Genomic DNA, 14,692 nt, shown 5'->3' with positions numbered 1-14,692 from the left:
CCTTCCGTCGTCGACGACCTCATCGAAAATCGTATGAACAAGGGCTGAGCCGATGATGGACGGAGCAAACACCCCCGCCACCGCCCCCGTGCTGATCCTGCTGGGCCCCCCGGGGGCCGGCAAGGGCACCCAGGCGCGGATGCTGGAAGAGAAATTCGGCCTCGTGCAGCTTTCGACCGGCGACCTTCTGCGTGCCGCCGTGGCTGCGGGGACAGAGGCCGGGCAGCGCGCCAAAGCGGTCATGGAGGCCGGGGAGCTGGTCAGCGATGACATCGTCATCGCCATCCTGCGCGACCGGCTGGCCGAAGCGGATTGCGCCAAGGGCGTGATCCTCGACGGCTTTCCCCGCACCACGGTGCAGGCCGAGGCGCTGGACGGTCTGCTGGCCGAGAGCGGTCAGAAGATCAACGCCGCTGTCAGCCTGGAAGTGGACGACGCCGCGATGGTGACGCGCATTTCGGGCCGCTACACCTGCGGCTCCTGTGGCGAAGGCTATCACGACAGCTTCAAGCAGCCCGCCAAACCCGGCACCTGCGACAAATGCGGCGGCACCGAGTTCAAGCGCCGGGCCGACGACAATGCCGAGACCGTCTCTGCACGGCTCGAGGCCTACCACGCCCAGACCGCCCCGCTGATCGACTACTATGCCGCGCAACACGCGCTGATCGGCATCGATGCGATGGGCGAGATCGACGACATCGCGGGGAAACTCGCCGCGATCGTGAAGACGGCCACCGCCTGAGGCGGGGTCAGAGAAATCGCCCGCCGCGACCCCAGCGCGGCGGGTTCCTGGAGGAAAGAGGAGGACCCGCGACATGGCGGATCAAACCAATCACGGCGCCGAGGCGACCCAGAAGTCCGATGCGGCTTACTGGTCGGCCAACGTGCGTATCATCGTCATCAGCCTCATCATCTGGGCGCTGGTGTCTTTCGGCTTTGGCATCCTGCTGCGCCCGATGCTGTCCGGCATTGCCGTCGGCGGCACCGACCTGGGCTTCTGGTTTGCCCAGCAAGGCTCGATCATCGTCTTCCTGGCGCTGATCTTTTTCTACGCCTGGCGGATGAACAAGCTCGACCGTGAATTCGGCGTCGAGGAGGAGTAAGACGTTATGGATCAGTTTACCATCAACCTGCTGTTCGTGGGCGCGTCCTTCGCGCTCTACATCGGCATCGCGATCTGGGCCCGCGCGGGTTCCACGTCGGAATTCTACGCCGCCGGACGCGGCGTGCACCCGGTCACCAACGGCATGGCGACGGCGGCGGACTGGATGTCGGCGGCCTCGTTCATCGGCATGGCCGGTCTCATCGCCTTCACCGGCTATGACAACTCGACCTTCCTGATGGGCTGGACCGGCGGCTACGTGCTGCTGGCGCTGCTGCTTGCGCCCTACCTGCGCAAGTTCGGCAAGTTCACCGTGTCCGAGTTCATCGGCGACCGTTTCTACAGCCCGACCGCCCGCGTGGTGGCCGTGATCTGCCTGATCGTCGCCTCGGTGACCTATGTCATCGGCCAGATGACCGGCGTGGGCGTGGCCTTTGGCCGCTTCCTCGAGGTGTCGAACACCACCGGCCTACTGATCGGCGCCTGCGTCGTCTTCGCCTACGCCGTTTTCGGCGGCATGAAGGGCGTGACCTACACCCAGGTGGCCCAGTACTGCGTCCTGATCATGGCCTACACCATCCCGGCCGTCTTCATCTCGCTGCAACTGACCGGCAACCCGGTCCCGGCGCTGGGTCTCTTTGGCGATCACACCGCAAGCGGTGAGCCGCTCCTGGCCAAGCTGGATGCCATCGTGGCGGAACTCGGCTTCAACGAGTATACCGCACACCACGGCGACACCTTCAACATGGTGCTCTTCACCCTGTCGCTGATGATCGGCACCGCAGGCCTGCCCCACGTCATCATGCGGTTCTTTACCGTGCCCAAGGTGGCCGACGCACGCTGGTCTGCCGGCTGGGCGCTGGTCTTCATCGCGCTGCTGTACCTGACGGCCCCGGCTGTTGGCGCAATGGCCCGCCTGAACATCACCGACATGATGTGGCCGAACGGCGCATCCGGCGATCCCGTCTCGGTCGAGATGATCGAAGGCGACCAGCGTTACGACTGGATGGCCACCTGGCAGCAGACCGGCCTCCTGGGCTGGGAAGACAAGAACGGTGACGGCCGCATCGCGTACTTCAACGATGCAGATCCGGAAACCGTTGCCAAGATGAAGGAAGCCGGCTGGGGCGAAGCCAACGAGCTGACCAACTTCAACCGTGACATCCTGGTTCTGGCCAACCCCGAAATCGCCAACCTGCCCGGCTGGGTCATCGGTCTGGTCGCTGCGGGCGGTCTTGCCGCCGCACTGTCCACCGCCGCCGGCCTGCTGCTGGCGATCTCCTCGGCCGTGTCCCACGACCTGATGAAGGGTCAGCTGACCCCGAACATCAGTGAAAAGGGCGAGCTGATGTCGGCACGGATCGCAATGGCCGTGGCCATCGTCGTCGCCACCTACCTGGGGCTCAACCCTCCGGGCTTCGCGGCACAGACCGTGGCACTGGCCTTCGGCCTCGCCGCTGCCTCGATCTTCCCGGCGCTCATGATGGGCATCTTCACCAAGGTGAACAACAAGGGCGCGGTTGCGGGCATGGTCTCGGGCCTGGTGGTCACGCTGATCTACATCTTCCTGCACAAGGGCTGGTTCTTCATTCCGGACACCAACTCCTTCACGGATGCCAACCCGCTGCTGGGCACAATCAAGTCGACCTCCTTCGGGGCCGTCGGTGCGATGATCAACTTCGCGGTGGCCTTCACCGTGTCGAAGATGACCCAGCCGATCCCGCAAGAGATCGAAGAACTGGTGGAATCGGTCCGCGTGCCGCGCGGCGCCGGGGCTGCCGTGGACGGTCACTGATATGGGTCGGGCTGTCGCAGCGGCAGCCCCTCCCCTGCGCTTTCGTCCCGTCCGGCCATGTGCCGGGCGGGACTTTTCGTTTGATCTTTCTGACGTCGGACATTCGCCCGCCGGATCGGAATACACCCGACACGCAACGCGTTCCCAAAACCTGCGCCCTGAGACCGCCCGCCCCATGTCTTTTGCGCCGTTGCAGCGCTATGCGGTGCGCAGCATCTCGCGCCCTCAACTGTCGGAGACGTCAAAGTGACCACCGGGCATGTCTTCATTGCCATGAGCCTCGACGGCTATATCGCCCGCGAGGACGACAGCCTGGACTGGCTGACCCCCTACCATGCCCCGGACGAGGATCACGGCTTCGATGCCTTCATGGCCTCGGTCGACGGGCTGGTCATGGGCAGCGGCACATTTCGCACCGTTCTGGGGTTCGGCGGCGACTGGCCCTATGCCAAGCCCGTCATTGTCCTCAGCCACAGCCTGACCCGGGACGACATTCCCGACGCCCTGCGGACACGCGTAACGCTCAGCCGAGAGACGCCTACAGCCCTGATGAGCAGGCTGGACGCGGAAGGGTGGCAACGCGTCTATGTCGATGGCGGTGCGGTGATCCGGTCCTTCCTGCAAGACGGCTTGATCGCGGACATGGAGATCACCCTGGTCCCTGTCCTGATTGGACGCGGACGCAAGCTCTTTGGCGAGATGGACCTGGCGACCGACCTCCGGCTCGATCAGCTCCGGGTGCGCCGGTTCTCCTCTGGCCTCGTCCTGACCCGCTACGCCGTTTCCTCCCCATCTTCCAGCAAGGACGCCTGATGCCCATCGACCACGCCGACCTGCTTCGCTTTCTCTCTGCGGTTCATCCCTATGACGCGCTGGACCCAGAGGCGCTGGACGAACTGCTGCCCGCATTCCGGCCCCAGGCGATGGCCGCCGGAGAGGCGATCTACACACTGGGAGAGAAACTGGACGGGCTGTACCTGATCCATAAGGGCGCGGTGGAGGTTCGCGACCAGAACGGGGTGCAAATCTCTCTCCTGGGGCCGCGCAACTCGTTCGGGGAACGGGGTCTGATGCGGGACGGGCTGGCCGCAACCAGCGCCAGCACGCGCGAGGACACACTGCTATTGGTCCTGCCTGTGGACCAGTTCCAGAAACTGCTGGAAACCCAGCCTGCGGCAAAGAAATTCTTTGATCGCCAGCGCGCCCCGAAACCCAAACGCGCCGACCTTGCCACCAGCCGGGTCGAGACGCTGATGGCCCCGGCCCCCCTGACCTGCCCGCCGGACACGCCGGTGCAGCACGCGGCGCAGCTGATGCATTCGCGGCATATCTCCTCGGTCTGCATCACCGAAGGCAAGCAACTGCGCGGCATCGCCACGATCCGCGACCTGTCCGGAAAGGTGGTGGGCGGCGCCCTGCCCTACGACACCCCCCTGTCCGAGATCATGACCGCCGATCCCGTCAGCCTGCCGCCCTCGGCCATTGGCTCGGACGTGCTGCACATGATGATGGAACGCCGCATCGGCCATGTCCCCGTGACGGAAAATGGCGAACTGGTGGGGATCGTCACGCAAACCGATCTGACCCGCTTCCAGGCCATGACCTCGGCGGAACTGGTTTCGGAAATCGCCCGCGCGAGAGACGCGCAAGACATGGCCCGTGTCACCGCGCGCATCCCGCAACTGCTGGTCCAGCTTGTCGCCGGCGGCAATCGGCACGAAGTCGTCACGCGGCTGATCACCGACATCGCCGACACCGCCACCCGCCGCCTGCTGACGCTGGCCGAGGCGCAGCTTGGCAAGCCTCCCGTGCCCTATCTCTGGGCCGCCTGCGGCAGCCAGGGGCGGCAGGAACAGACCGGTGTGTCGGATCAGGACAACGTGCTGATCCTTTCGGACGATGTGACCGACGACCAGATGCCCTATTTCGAGGCGCTGGCCAATTACGTCTGCGACGGGCTGAACACCTGCGGCTATGTCTATTGCCCCGGTGACATGATGGCCACCAACCCGCGTTGGTGCCAGCCGGTTCGCACCTGGCGGCAGTACTTCGACAACTGGATCGCCAAGCCCTCGCCCGAGGCTCAGATGCTGGCCAGTGTCATGTTCGACCTGCGCGCCATCGGCGGCACAACGGCGCTTTTCGAGGACCTCCAGGAGACAACCCTTGCAAAGGCCGCCAAGAATTCGATCTTCGTGGCGCACATGATCTCGAACTCGCTGAAACACACGCCGCCGCTTGGCCTGTTGCGCGGGTTCGCCACGATCCGCTCAGGCGAGCACAAGAACCAGCTGGACATGAAACATAACGGCGTCGTGCCGGTGGTCGACCTTGGCCGGGTCTACGCGCTGCAGGGACGGTTGACCCCGGTCAACACGCGCGCGAGGCTCGAGGCGGCCATTCCCGCCGGTGTGCTCAGCCAGTCCGGCGGGCAGGATCTGCTGGACGCCTACGACCTGATCGCCGAAACCCGGCTGGAACAGCAGGCCCGCCAGATCAAGGCCGGCAGCGCGCCGGACAACTACCTGGCCCCCGCCGACCTGTCGGATTTTGAGCGGAGTCATTTGCGCGACGCCTTTGTCGTGGTCAAATCCCTGCAATCGGCGGTAGGCCACGGCAAGGGAATGCTGTCGTAACAGCGGCCCGCGCCCGGAGGAGGGCGCGGCGGAGGAGGAGAGAGTATGTTTCTGGAACTGATCGCCGTCTTTGTCGCGGGGTTCTTCGGCGCGGGCATCATGATGCTGCTGAACTGGCTCTCCGGGCGACGTCTGCCGCGCTGGTTCGTGCCGCTGGGCGCCGGGGGGGCCATGCTGATCGCCGCCATCGCCAGCGAATACAGCTGGTACGGCCGCACCGTGGACAACCTGCCCGACGGGCTGAGCGTGGCGCAAAAGGTCGAAAGCCGGGCCTTCTGGCGGCCTTGGACCTATCTCTATCCGCTGACCGACCGTTTCGTCGCCGCCGACACCGCCAACCCGCTGAAGAACACCGAACAGGACGGGTTGTACCTGGTGAACCTCTACTTCTATGGGCGCTGGCGGACCAACCGTGTGGTGCAGGTCATGGTCGATTGCGCCGGCCATCGCCGCGCCGACCCGGTGCTGGGCGACGGGTCAGAGCCGCTGTGGCGCGATGTCGGGCCGGAGGATCCCATCGTCAAGACGGTCTGCGCAGAGGTCTGATCCCATGAGCAAGCTCAGCCTGCGCCTGCGTATCTTCCTGTTTTTCTGCCTTCTGGCCCTGGGCGGCACCGTCCTGACGCTGGGCGCGCTATACGCGGGGCATTCCCGCGCGCTGGCCAGCACCCCCGCGAACGGCTTTGTCTTTGCCGGGATCCTGGCCAGCTTCGGCCTGGTAGCCCTGACCACGGGTGTCTGGCTGCTGTTTGACGAAAACGTCGCCAAGCCGATCGAACGCCTCTCGGGACAGTTGCGCGCCCGCGCCCATGCCGGGGCCGGGTTGCAGGTGGACACCGATGCCGCGCGCTATCTGGGGGACCTCGCCCCGGCGGCCAGCGCCATCACGGCCGCGCTGTCCGACAGCGCGGTCAGCACCGCCGAACGCATTGCCGTCGAGACCGAACGCCTGGCCGCGGAAAAAGCCCGGCTGACCGCGCTGTTGACCGAAATCCCCGTGGCGACCCTGCTGGTCAACGCCGACGACCAGATCGTACTGTATGACGGACAGGCCGCCGAGGTGCTGGCCCAGCAGGCCGTGCCCCGCCTGAATGCCCCCCTGGCCGACTACTTCGACCCGGCCAGCCTGCGCGCCGCCCGCAGCGCGCTGATGAAATGCGGCAAGGAAATCAGCCGCACGCTGAAAGGGCTGGACGGACAGCAGACCTATGACGCCCGGATGAAGCCGACCGAGGGCGGCGGCTACATGATGATCATCGACGCCGCCCATATCGAGATCTCACCCGAAGCCGCGCGGCCTCTGGTCTATGATTTCGACCTGATGCAGGGGCGCAGCGGAGCCAAACTGGACGAAACGCCGCTTTCGGCGCTGACCTTCACCGTTTTCGACACCGAAACCACGGGGCTGTTGCCGCACAAGGACGAGATCGTACAGATCGGCGCCGTGCGCGTGGTCAACGGGCGCATCGTCGAGGGCGAAAAGATCGACCAGCTGGTCGATCCGGGCCGCCCGATCCCGCCTGCCTCGACCAAGGTGCACAAGGTGACGGATGCGATGGTGGCAGGCCAGCCCAACATCGCGCGCGCCGGGCGGCTGTTCCACGGTTTTGCCCGGGATTCCGTGATCGTGGCGCATAACGCGCCTTTCGACATGGCCTTTCTGCAACGCCACAAGGGGCGGATGGGCGTGGTCTGGGACCACCCGATCCTGGACACGGTGCTGTTGTCGGCGGTGCTGTTCGGGGCCTCGGAAACCCATACGCTCGACGCCCTGTGCGAGCGGCTGGGCGTCACCATCCCCGAACCGCTGCGTCACACGGCACTGGGCGATGCCCGCGCCACGGCAGAGGTCCTGGTGCGGATGCTACCCATGCTCAAGGCGCGGGGGCTGGATACTTTCGGAGAGGTGATCAGGGAGACGCGCCGCCACGGCCGGCTGCTGGAGGATCTGAACTAGGGGACCTGCCCCTCGACCCGCCTCAGGGGCACCTTGCCCTCGTCCAGAACCGTCTTTGTCATCGCGGCCACCCCCGCCGGGTCCCTGGCCGCCCATGACAGCACGCCGCCCCGGTCTGCCGGGAACCCCAGCGCCTCGACCGAGACCGCGTCGATGTCGCTGGCTGCAAGCCCCTCGGCCTGCAAGTCACGGGCGGCGGAGACAAGAGCCACCAACAGCCGCTCGCGGATTTGGTCCGGAGTGTAGTCGCCCCGTTCCAGCCGATGAAAATGGGCCTCTTCCAGCGCCAGGTCCGCGACGATGGGATCGTCCACCTTGCCGTTGCCGCCGGGGTAACGATACCACCCTGCCCCGGTCTTGCGCCCCAGCTTGCCCAGTTCCATCATCCGCACCAGGATCGGCAAGTCCTGCGCGCCTTCGCCCGCCTTCCGACGGGCCCAGGCCAGGTCAAGCCCGATCCGGTCCTCGATCTCGAAGGGACCGGCGGCAAAGCCGAACTCCTCCATTGCCTCGTCCACCTCCGAGGGGGTCGAGCCATGCAGGAACACCGCCTCCGCCGCGTCCCGAAAAGGCATCCACAGCCGTTCCGCCAAGGTGTCGTCAGCCAAGAAAATGCTCCTGCGCGATAAGGGCCAACAACCGCTCCAGCGTTTCTTCCAGCGTCGCACCGGAGGTGTCGAGCAGCGCATGGGCACGTTCATAAAGCGCCTCGCGCGCCTGGAGGATGGATTTCAGCTGAGCCATCGCCTCGGGCTGACCCGCCATCGGACGTTCGTCCCCCTGGGCGCGCACCCGGGCCATGTGCTCCTCGGGCGCGGCCTTGAGCCATATCGTATTGAAATGTGCCAGCAGCCGGTTGTAGGTGCCCGGCTCGGCCACGATGCCGCCGCCAACCGCCAGGATCACCTGGTCATGGGTCGCGATCACGCGGTCCAGCGCATCTGCCTCCAGCTTGCGATAGCCCTCTTGACCGTAAAGCGCCATGATCTCGCCCACCGGCATCCCGCCGACCTCGGCGATCTCGCGGTTCAGTTCGACAAAGGGCACGTCCAGCGCAGCGCCCGCCAGCCGGCCCAGCGTCGACTTGCCCGCGCCGCGCAGGCCCACGAGACAGATCCGCTGCGCCCGCCGCCCGCCGGGGGCAGCCTCCAGCAGCAGTTCGCGCACCTGCGCCTGAACCGGTCCTTCGGCCTGGCGGTACATTTCGGCCATGTGCAGTGCCTCGGATGTCCAGGGGTCCTCTTCGCCCACCAGCCATTCGATCCGCAGGTCCAGCGCATCGGCCACCTTGCACAGCAACCCGATAGAGATGTTGCCCGCCCCGCTTTCCAACTGGGCCAGGTAACGCGGCGAGACGCCTGAGGACTCCGACAGCACACGGCGCGAGATGTTCCGCTGTTCGCGGGCCTGGCGCACGCGTTGGCCGACACGGGCCAACAGGCCCGCGACCGTGGCATTTTCCGCAGGTTCCGTTTCCAGGGCCACCCGATCCGACACCTCTGGTCCTTCCGATTGCGCGTTCCGACTTGTGAACTATAGTGCATAGCTCAATTCAGACGCGCAGGAAAGAACCGCCTTGATGCGGCGGGACGTAACGTCACGAACAGGATGGAACGGAGATCAGTCCCCGCGGCCCAGCACGCTGTCGGGGACGACAAGCGCCTCGATCAGGGCGTGGCAGAGGCCGGTGCATTCCTTGCAGCCGATGCAGGTGCCCCCAGTCTCGTAGAATTTCTCTCCGAAGGCACGGGCGCGCGGGGCATGGCCGATCAGGCGGTCGCTTTGCATGGCATCACTTTCTGTTCGCGGCAGAAGATTCGAGTCCCAAGCTTACCGCCCCAGCCAAGCCCCACCTTGTTCCAGATCAAAAAGGGCCGGGTTCGCGCTGCAAACCCGGCCCCCGGCCCGTCTTCCGGGCGTTTTCCTACAGGCAGACCACGGCCGGATCATCGTCGCTGTAAAGCCTGTCCAGCAGGGATGCCCGGCGCGCCAGCACCTTGCGGTAGTTCAGGTTGCCCTTGGCGGTGATTTCTCCATCGCCCAGCGAGGGCGGTTCCGCCAGCACCATCACGCGGTTGACCCGCGCGGCTGATCCGTGATCGGCGCGCAGCGCCAGCTTCTTGGCCAGGGCGGCGCGCAGGGCATCGCTCATCAGGGCACCGTCCTTTTCGGCGCCCTCCCCGGCTAGGGCAAGCGCCTCTGCCGAGGGGAAGATCATCAGACCCACCTGCGACTTGTCGGCCCCGCAGATCACCATGTCTTGCACAAGAGTGCCGTACTCCTGCAGCAGTTCCAGCCGCAGCGTCGCCGCCCGCACCCAGGTGCCGGTCAACAGCTTGAAGTCTTCGGAAATCCGCCCGTCGAACCGCATGCCCTTGTTCAGGTCATTGTCATCGACGAATTTCACCGCGTCCCCGGTGCGAAAGAAGCCCTCTTCGTCGAAGGCTTCGGCGGTCTTTTCCGGATCGTGCAGGTAGCCCGGCATGATGTTCGGACCACGCACGCGGATCTCGCAGCGCATGTCCTCGTCCGGGATCAGCTTGACCTCGACCCCGGTCATGGGGACGCCGATGATGCCCGACATATGCGTCGGCTCGTGCTGGATCAGGCAGGCAGGACCGGTTTCGGTCAGCCCCCAGGACGAATTCATCAGCGGCACCGCGCCACGCACCTCGCGCGCCATGTCCTCGAGATCGTCCCAGACATCCTGCGGCAACGAGGCGCCTGCGTAAAAGAGCATGTCGAGATCCTCGAAATAGCTCTTGCGCAGCTCCGGGTCCGCCTTCATCGCGTTGCGGATCATCGAGAACCCGACTGGCACGTTGAAGGCCAGCGTGCCGTTCTTCATCCGGTTGTTCTCGATCGTCTCGGCGATTTTTGCCGGGATCGGCTTGCCCGCGTCGATATAGAGCGTGCCGCCATTGGCCAGCATCATGTTGAAATTGTGCGACCCGCCAAAGACATGGTTCCAGGGCAACCAGTCGACGATCCGCGGCGCCCGGTCGCGCAGGAAAGGCAGCGCATCGGCCAGCTGCGCCTGATTGGCACACATCATCCGCTGGGTGGTGATGACCGCCTTGGGGTGCGAGGTCGAACCGGAGGTCATCAGGTACTTGGCCACGGTATCGGGACCGACCTCTGCCGCGGCCTTGTCCACCGCCGCATCATCGCAATCACCCAGAAGCGCGGTCAGTTCCGTCTCGCCCGCCTGCGGGTTCCGGGCCACGACGCGTTCCATGCCGTCGAACAGGTCATGCGCCAGCGCGGTGGCGAAACGCGCGCCATCGTCGGCAAAGACCATCGCCGGTTTGACCAGTTGCGCGCAGTGTTCCAGTTGCGGCCAGGCGCCGGGGATCAGGGCGTATTGCTCGGCCAAGGGCACCGTGGGCACGCCGACATATTGCGCCGCCAGCGTCAGCAGCGCGTGATCCACCCCGTTGCCGGAAATGATCAGGATCGGCGTGTCGGCGTTCATGCCCCGCGCCAGCAGGCTGGAGGCTATGCGGCGCACGCTGTCGCGCGCCTGGGCATAGGTGACCTCGCGCCAGCCTTCGCCGTCACGTTCGGCCAGAAAGACCGCCTCGGGCGTTTCCCCGGCCCAGCGGTCCAGCCAGTCGCCGGTCTTTGTCGCGGGCTCGGTCATCTCGTAGCCCGAGCGCAGGATGATGGTGCCGTCCGGCCGGTCCTCGCGGGTGACGGAATGGGCGCGATACTTGCTCATTTCGGCCTCCTCAGCGCTGCGGCAGACGCACCGCCGCATCCAGCCGGATCGTGGTGCCGTTGAGATAGGGGTTGGCGACGATCTGGCTGACCATCTGGGCGTATTCCGCAGGCTCTCCCAGGCGGTGCGGGAACGGCACGTTGGCGACGATCCCGGCGGTCACATCCTCGGGCAGACCTTCCATCATGGGCGTGTTGAACAGGCCCGGGGCGATGGCCATGACGCGCACGCCCTGTTTCGCCATCTCGCGGGCAGCGGGCAGGCACATGGCCGCGATGGCCCCCTTGGAGGCCGAATAAGCCGCCTGGCCGAACTGCCCATCCTGATAAGCGATGGAGGCGGTGTTGACGATCACGCCACGTTCGCCGGTGTCCTCGGGCTCCAGCGCCATCATTTCGCGCGCGGCGTAGGACATGACGAAATAGGTGCCCATCAGGTTGACCCGGATGGTCTTTTCGAAAAGGTCGGTCGAGAGCTTGCCCTCGCGTCCGACAATGCGGGCCGCAAGGCCGATCCCGGCACAGCTGACCGCCACGCGCGGCGCGCCAAGCTTGTCCACGATTTCAGACATGGCCGCCGCGACCGAGGCCTCGTCTCCGACGTCCGTCTTTACCGCGTGCCCGCCGATCTCGGCGGCGACCGCTGCGCCGCGCTCGGCGTCGAAATCCAGGATGCCGACCCGCGCGCCTTCGCTGGCAAGACGTCGCGCCGTGGCCGCGCCCAACCCGCTTGCACCGCCCGAAACGACCGCAACTTTATCCGTGATGTCCATAGCTTACTCCTCGCGCCAGACGCGTTACATTGGGCTTGAAAGGTTTCCGGGAATGGTCGCGGCACCACGCGCCGCGACCGGGGCCAGAGCCCTACCCCGGTATCAGGAAGAGGGTGATCGCCGGGAAGGCCACCAGAATGACCACGCGGATCAGGTCAGAGACGACGTAGTAGAGCACCGCCTTGTAGGTCTCGACCATCGGTGTTTCCGGGTCCATCGCATTGATGACAAAGAGGTTCATCCCGACAGGTGGCGTAATTAGCCCGACCTCGACCACGATCAGCACAAGGATACCGAACCAGATCGCCGCGTGTTCCGGGCTCATGCCGAAGTCCAGCGCCATGATCACCGGAAAGAAGATCGGGATCGTCAGCAGGATCATCGACAGGCTGTCCATGAAACAGCCCAGCAGCAGGTAAATGACCAGGATGATCGCCAAGACCGCAATCGGGGACATGCCCAGTTCGACAACCCAGTTCGACAGTTCCTGCGGCACCCGCGTGCGCGCCAGGAACAGGTTGTAGAAGGCCGCGCCGAAGACGATGAAGAAGATCATGGCCGAGGACCGGGCCGTGTCGGTAAAGCTGTCCAGCAGGGTCCGCCAGGTCAGCCCGCCATTGAACAGCGCGATGATGCCGGTGCCCAGTGCGCCAACCGCCGCGCCCTCGGTCGGGGTGAAGATACCGCCGTAGATGCCGCCCACCACGGCGATGAAGACCAGCAGCACGGGCCAGACATCCAGGATCGCGCGGATGCGGTCGGCATAGGGAACCGGCTCGCGCACCCCGGCGGATTCCGGGTTCACCCGAACGTAGATCGACACGGCGATCATGTAGCCGATGGCCGCCAGCACACCCGGGATGAAGGCCGCCAGGAATAGCTTGGCGATGTTCTGTTCCGTCAGGATGGCATAGATCACCAGCACCACGGAGGGCGGGATCAGGATGCCCAGTGTGCCGCCGGCCGCCAGCGTCGCGGTCGAGAAACCGCCCTGGTAGCCATAGCGTTTCAGTTCGGGCAGGGCCACGCGGCTCATGGTGGCGGCGGTGGCCAGCGAAGACCCGCAGATCGCGCCAAAGCCCGCGCAGGCACCAATCGCCGCCATCGCCACACCGCCGCGACGGTGCCCCAGCCAGCTTTCCGCGGCCTTGAACAGCGCCTGGCTCATGCCGCCCAGCGTCGCGAAATAGCCCATCAGCAGGAACATCGGCACAATCGACAGCGAGTAGCTGGAGAAGGTCGAATAGGACAGGTCCTTGAGCTGCGCCAGCGGCAGCCGCGTGCTGCCCATGACCAGCCAGAACCCCGCAAAGCCGGTGCCAAACATGGCCAGCCCGATCGGCACGCGCAGGAATATCAACAGCAGCAGGGCCGGAAAGGAATAGATCCCGATCTCGAGGTTGCTCAATGATCCGCTCCCACGGCATTCGGCACGATCACGCGCCCGGACAAGAGTTCATACAGCCGCACGATGACGACATAGACGGAGGTGATGGCCGCCAGCACGGCCCCGAACAGGCTAGCCGCATAGGCCCACCAGATCGGGAATTCGAGCAGCAAAGAGGTTTGCGCCGCACCGAACCCGTTCGGCATCTTGCGGACCATCCCCTCGTAGAGCTGGACGGCGATCGTCACGAGGGCGACGGCGAAGAGGACCGCAATCAGGAAATCCAGCACGCGGTTCACGTTGCGCGACAGCATGTTGGTGAAGACATCCACAGAGGCATGCCCCATCGTCACCTGGCAGAAGGGCAGGAAGGCGAAGATGCAGAAGGCCATACCGGCCTCGACCAGCTCGTATGACCCACGGATTGCCCCGATGCCGACATCATTGATCAGCCAGTTGGCCAGCCCAGGTGCAATGCCCTGAACGAGGTCCGAATGGAGGCCGGAATTCACTGCGCGCCCGACGATAGAAATACAGGTGATCAGGATCAGCGCGGTCAGGATGACCCCGCCCAAGAGCGCCATGAAGCGCGCAACTCCCACCACGATGCGGTGCAAACCGGTCATCGTTGACGTCCCCCCTTGGTTTCATGAAGGGCCGCGGATTTCTCCGCGGCCCCGGGTTTCAGAGGCTTACTTGCCCCAGGTGTCCATCTCGGACGTGTACTCCGCCATCAAGGCGCGGGCCTGGTCGATCAGGGCCTGACCGTCGATGCCCTTGCTCTGCATGTCGGCGATCCAGGTCTCGTAGATCGGGTTCACCAGGGCGTCCCATTCCTTGGCTTCTTCCTCGGTCACGGTGAAGATGTTGTTGCCAAGGTCCACGGCGATCTGACGTGCCGGGCCATCGGCATCCGCCTGGGTGCCACCCGCAAAGATCGAGAAAGCGAGGCCCGAGTTGTCGTCGATCACCTTCTGCAGGTCTTCGGGCAGGCTTTCGTACATGTCCTTGTTCATCGCCAGGACGAAGGTCAGGTTGTACAGCGCGGCGCCGTCGAACTCGGTGTGGTTCTTGACCAGCTCCGGCACCTTGAGGGCCGAGGTCACTTCCCACGGGATCGTGGTACCGTCGAGAACGCCCTTGGACAGCGCTTCGGAGACCGCCGGGACCGGCATGCCGATCGGCTCGGCGCCGACGCGGGTCAGCAGGTCGTTCACCAGGCGCGACCCGCCGCGGATCTTCATGCCTTCGAGGTCGGAAGGCACGCGCACCGGTTCGTTGGTGTGGAACATGCCGGGGCCGTGCACCCAGGTGCCCAGGAT

The 14,692-nt window shown here is 65.3% G+C and carries 15 protein-coding genes; 7 read left to right on the top strand and 8 right to left on the bottom strand.

Annotated elements, in window-relative coordinates:
• Window positions 1-55 precede the first annotated feature (55 nt).
• The 7 genes from PVW46_RS03670 (at window position 56) to PVW46_RS03640 (ending at window position 7,490) form a co-directional block, all read left to right on the top strand.
• On the top strand, window positions 56-742 hold the full coding sequence (locus PVW46_RS03670) for an adenylate kinase (RefSeq protein WP_069210385.1): 687 nt from the start codon (window positions 56-58) through the stop codon (window positions 740-742).
• Between the two features lie 73 nt (window positions 743-815).
• Window positions 816-1,103, top strand: a complete 288-nt coding sequence (locus PVW46_RS03665) for a DUF4212 domain-containing protein (RefSeq protein WP_043145385.1) — start codon at window positions 816-818, stop codon at window positions 1,101-1,103.
• A gap of 6 nt (window positions 1,104-1,109) precedes the next feature.
• Window positions 1,110-2,897, top strand: a complete 1,788-nt coding sequence (locus tag PVW46_RS03660) for a sodium:solute symporter family protein (protein ID WP_069210382.1) — start codon at window positions 1,110-1,112, stop codon at window positions 2,895-2,897.
• Window positions 2,898-3,143: 246 nt separating this feature from the next.
• The gene (locus PVW46_RS03655; RefSeq protein ID WP_069210381.1) at window positions 3,144-3,710 is read left to right on the top strand and encodes a dihydrofolate reductase family protein; all 567 of its coding nucleotides are present in this window, start codon (window positions 3,144-3,146) and stop codon (window positions 3,708-3,710) included.
• Window positions 3,710-5,533, top strand: a complete 1,824-nt coding sequence (locus tag PVW46_RS03650) for a DUF294 nucleotidyltransferase-like domain-containing protein (protein ID WP_069210380.1) — start codon at window positions 3,710-3,712, stop codon at window positions 5,531-5,533. The genes PVW46_RS03655 and PVW46_RS03650 overlap by 1 nt, the downstream gene beginning before the upstream one ends.
• Window positions 5,534-5,578: 45 nt before the next feature.
• Complete coding sequence (locus PVW46_RS03645) at window positions 5,579-6,079, top strand: hypothetical protein (RefSeq protein ID WP_043145392.1); 501 nt, start codon at window positions 5,579-5,581, stop codon at window positions 6,077-6,079.
• Between the two features lie 4 nt (window positions 6,080-6,083).
• A complete protein-coding gene (locus PVW46_RS03640; RefSeq protein WP_043145394.1) occupies window positions 6,084-7,490 on the top strand; it encodes a 3'-5' exonuclease in 1,407 nt (468 codons plus the stop codon).
• On the opposite strand, the gene PVW46_RS03635 is transcribed toward PVW46_RS03640, so the two are convergent.
• The 8 genes from PVW46_RS03635 to dctP all read right to left on the bottom strand — a co-directional run.
• A complete protein-coding gene (locus PVW46_RS03635) occupies window positions 7,487-8,098 on the bottom strand; it encodes a 3-hydroxyacyl-CoA dehydrogenase family protein (RefSeq protein ID WP_069210378.1) in 612 nt (203 codons plus the stop codon). The genes PVW46_RS03640 and PVW46_RS03635 overlap by 4 nt on opposite strands.
• Window positions 8,091-8,987: a helix-turn-helix transcriptional regulator gene (locus PVW46_RS03630; RefSeq protein WP_043145395.1), complete on the bottom strand. Its 897-nt coding sequence runs from the start codon at window positions 8,985-8,987 to the stop codon at window positions 8,091-8,093. Before PVW46_RS03630 ends, PVW46_RS03635 begins: the two co-directional genes overlap by 8 nt.
• 123 nt (window positions 8,988-9,110) lie before the next feature.
• On the bottom strand, window positions 9,111-9,278 hold the full coding sequence (locus tag PVW46_RS03625; protein WP_168246594.1) for a hypothetical protein: 168 nt from the start codon (window positions 9,276-9,278) through the stop codon (window positions 9,111-9,113).
• A gap of 136 nt (window positions 9,279-9,414) precedes the next feature.
• The gene (locus tag PVW46_RS03620) at window positions 9,415-11,211 is read right to left on the bottom strand and encodes a feruloyl-CoA synthase (RefSeq protein WP_069210377.1); all 1,797 of its coding nucleotides are present in this window, start codon (window positions 11,209-11,211) and stop codon (window positions 9,415-9,417) included.
• A 10-nt stretch (window positions 11,212-11,221) separates the two neighbouring features.
• Window positions 11,222-11,983: an SDR family NAD(P)-dependent oxidoreductase gene (locus PVW46_RS03615; protein ID WP_069210376.1), complete on the bottom strand. Its 762-nt coding sequence runs from the start codon at window positions 11,981-11,983 to the stop codon at window positions 11,222-11,224.
• 91 nt (window positions 11,984-12,074) lie between these two features.
• A complete protein-coding gene (locus tag PVW46_RS03610) occupies window positions 12,075-13,391 on the bottom strand; it encodes a TRAP transporter large permease (RefSeq protein WP_043145401.1) in 1,317 nt (438 codons plus the stop codon).
• Entirely contained in the window at window positions 13,388-13,996 is a 609-nt protein-coding gene (locus PVW46_RS03605) for a TRAP transporter small permease (protein ID WP_172430288.1), read from the bottom strand. The genes PVW46_RS03610 and PVW46_RS03605 overlap by 4 nt, the downstream gene beginning before the upstream one ends.
• Window positions 13,997-14,062: 66 nt before the next feature.
• A partial coding sequence (gene dctP / locus PVW46_RS03600) for a TRAP transporter substrate-binding protein DctP (protein ID WP_274574723.1) occupies window positions 14,063-14,692 on the bottom strand: 630 nt, incomplete at its 5' end.

This window comes from Mameliella sp. AT18, assembly GCF_028807275.1.
Taxonomy (GTDB): Bacteria; Pseudomonadota; Alphaproteobacteria; order Rhodobacterales; family Rhodobacteraceae; genus Antarctobacter; species Antarctobacter albus.
Note: the sequence above shows the minus strand (reverse complement) of the source record. Positions and strands in the feature narration are given on the sequence as shown.

Excerpts from the sequence above, each read along its gene's own strand:
- PVW46_RS03640 (WP_043145394.1), top strand. The coding sequence starts at position 6,084 with ATGAGCAAGCTCAGCCTGCGCCTGCGTATCTTCCTGTTTTTCTGCCTT.
- PVW46_RS03660 (WP_069210382.1), top strand. The coding sequence starts at position 1,110 with ATGGATCAGTTTACCATCAACCTGCTGTTCGTGGGCGCGTCCTTCGCG.
- PVW46_RS03615 (WP_069210376.1), bottom strand. The coding sequence starts at position 11,983 with ATGGACATCACGGATAAAGTTGCGGTCGTTTCGGGCGGTGCAAGCGGG.
- PVW46_RS03650 (WP_069210380.1), top strand. The coding sequence starts at position 3,710 with ATGCCCATCGACCACGCCGACCTGCTTCGCTTTCTCTCTGCGGTTCAT.
- PVW46_RS03670 (WP_069210385.1), top strand. The coding sequence starts at position 56 with ATGGACGGAGCAAACACCCCCGCCACCGCCCCCGTGCTGATCCTGCTG.
- PVW46_RS03665 (WP_043145385.1), top strand. The coding sequence starts at position 816 with ATGGCGGATCAAACCAATCACGGCGCCGAGGCGACCCAGAAGTCCGAT.
- PVW46_RS03625 (WP_168246594.1), bottom strand. The coding sequence starts at position 9,278 with ATGCAAAGCGACCGCCTGATCGGCCATGCCCCGCGCGCCCGTGCCTTC.
- PVW46_RS03605 (WP_172430288.1), bottom strand. The coding sequence starts at position 13,996 with ATGACCGGTTTGCACCGCATCGTGGTGGGAGTTGCGCGCTTCATGGCG.
- PVW46_RS03645 (WP_043145392.1), top strand. The coding sequence starts at position 5,579 with ATGTTTCTGGAACTGATCGCCGTCTTTGTCGCGGGGTTCTTCGGCGCG.
- PVW46_RS03620 (WP_069210377.1), bottom strand. The coding sequence starts at position 11,211 with ATGAGCAAGTATCGCGCCCATTCCGTCACCCGCGAGGACCGGCCGGAC.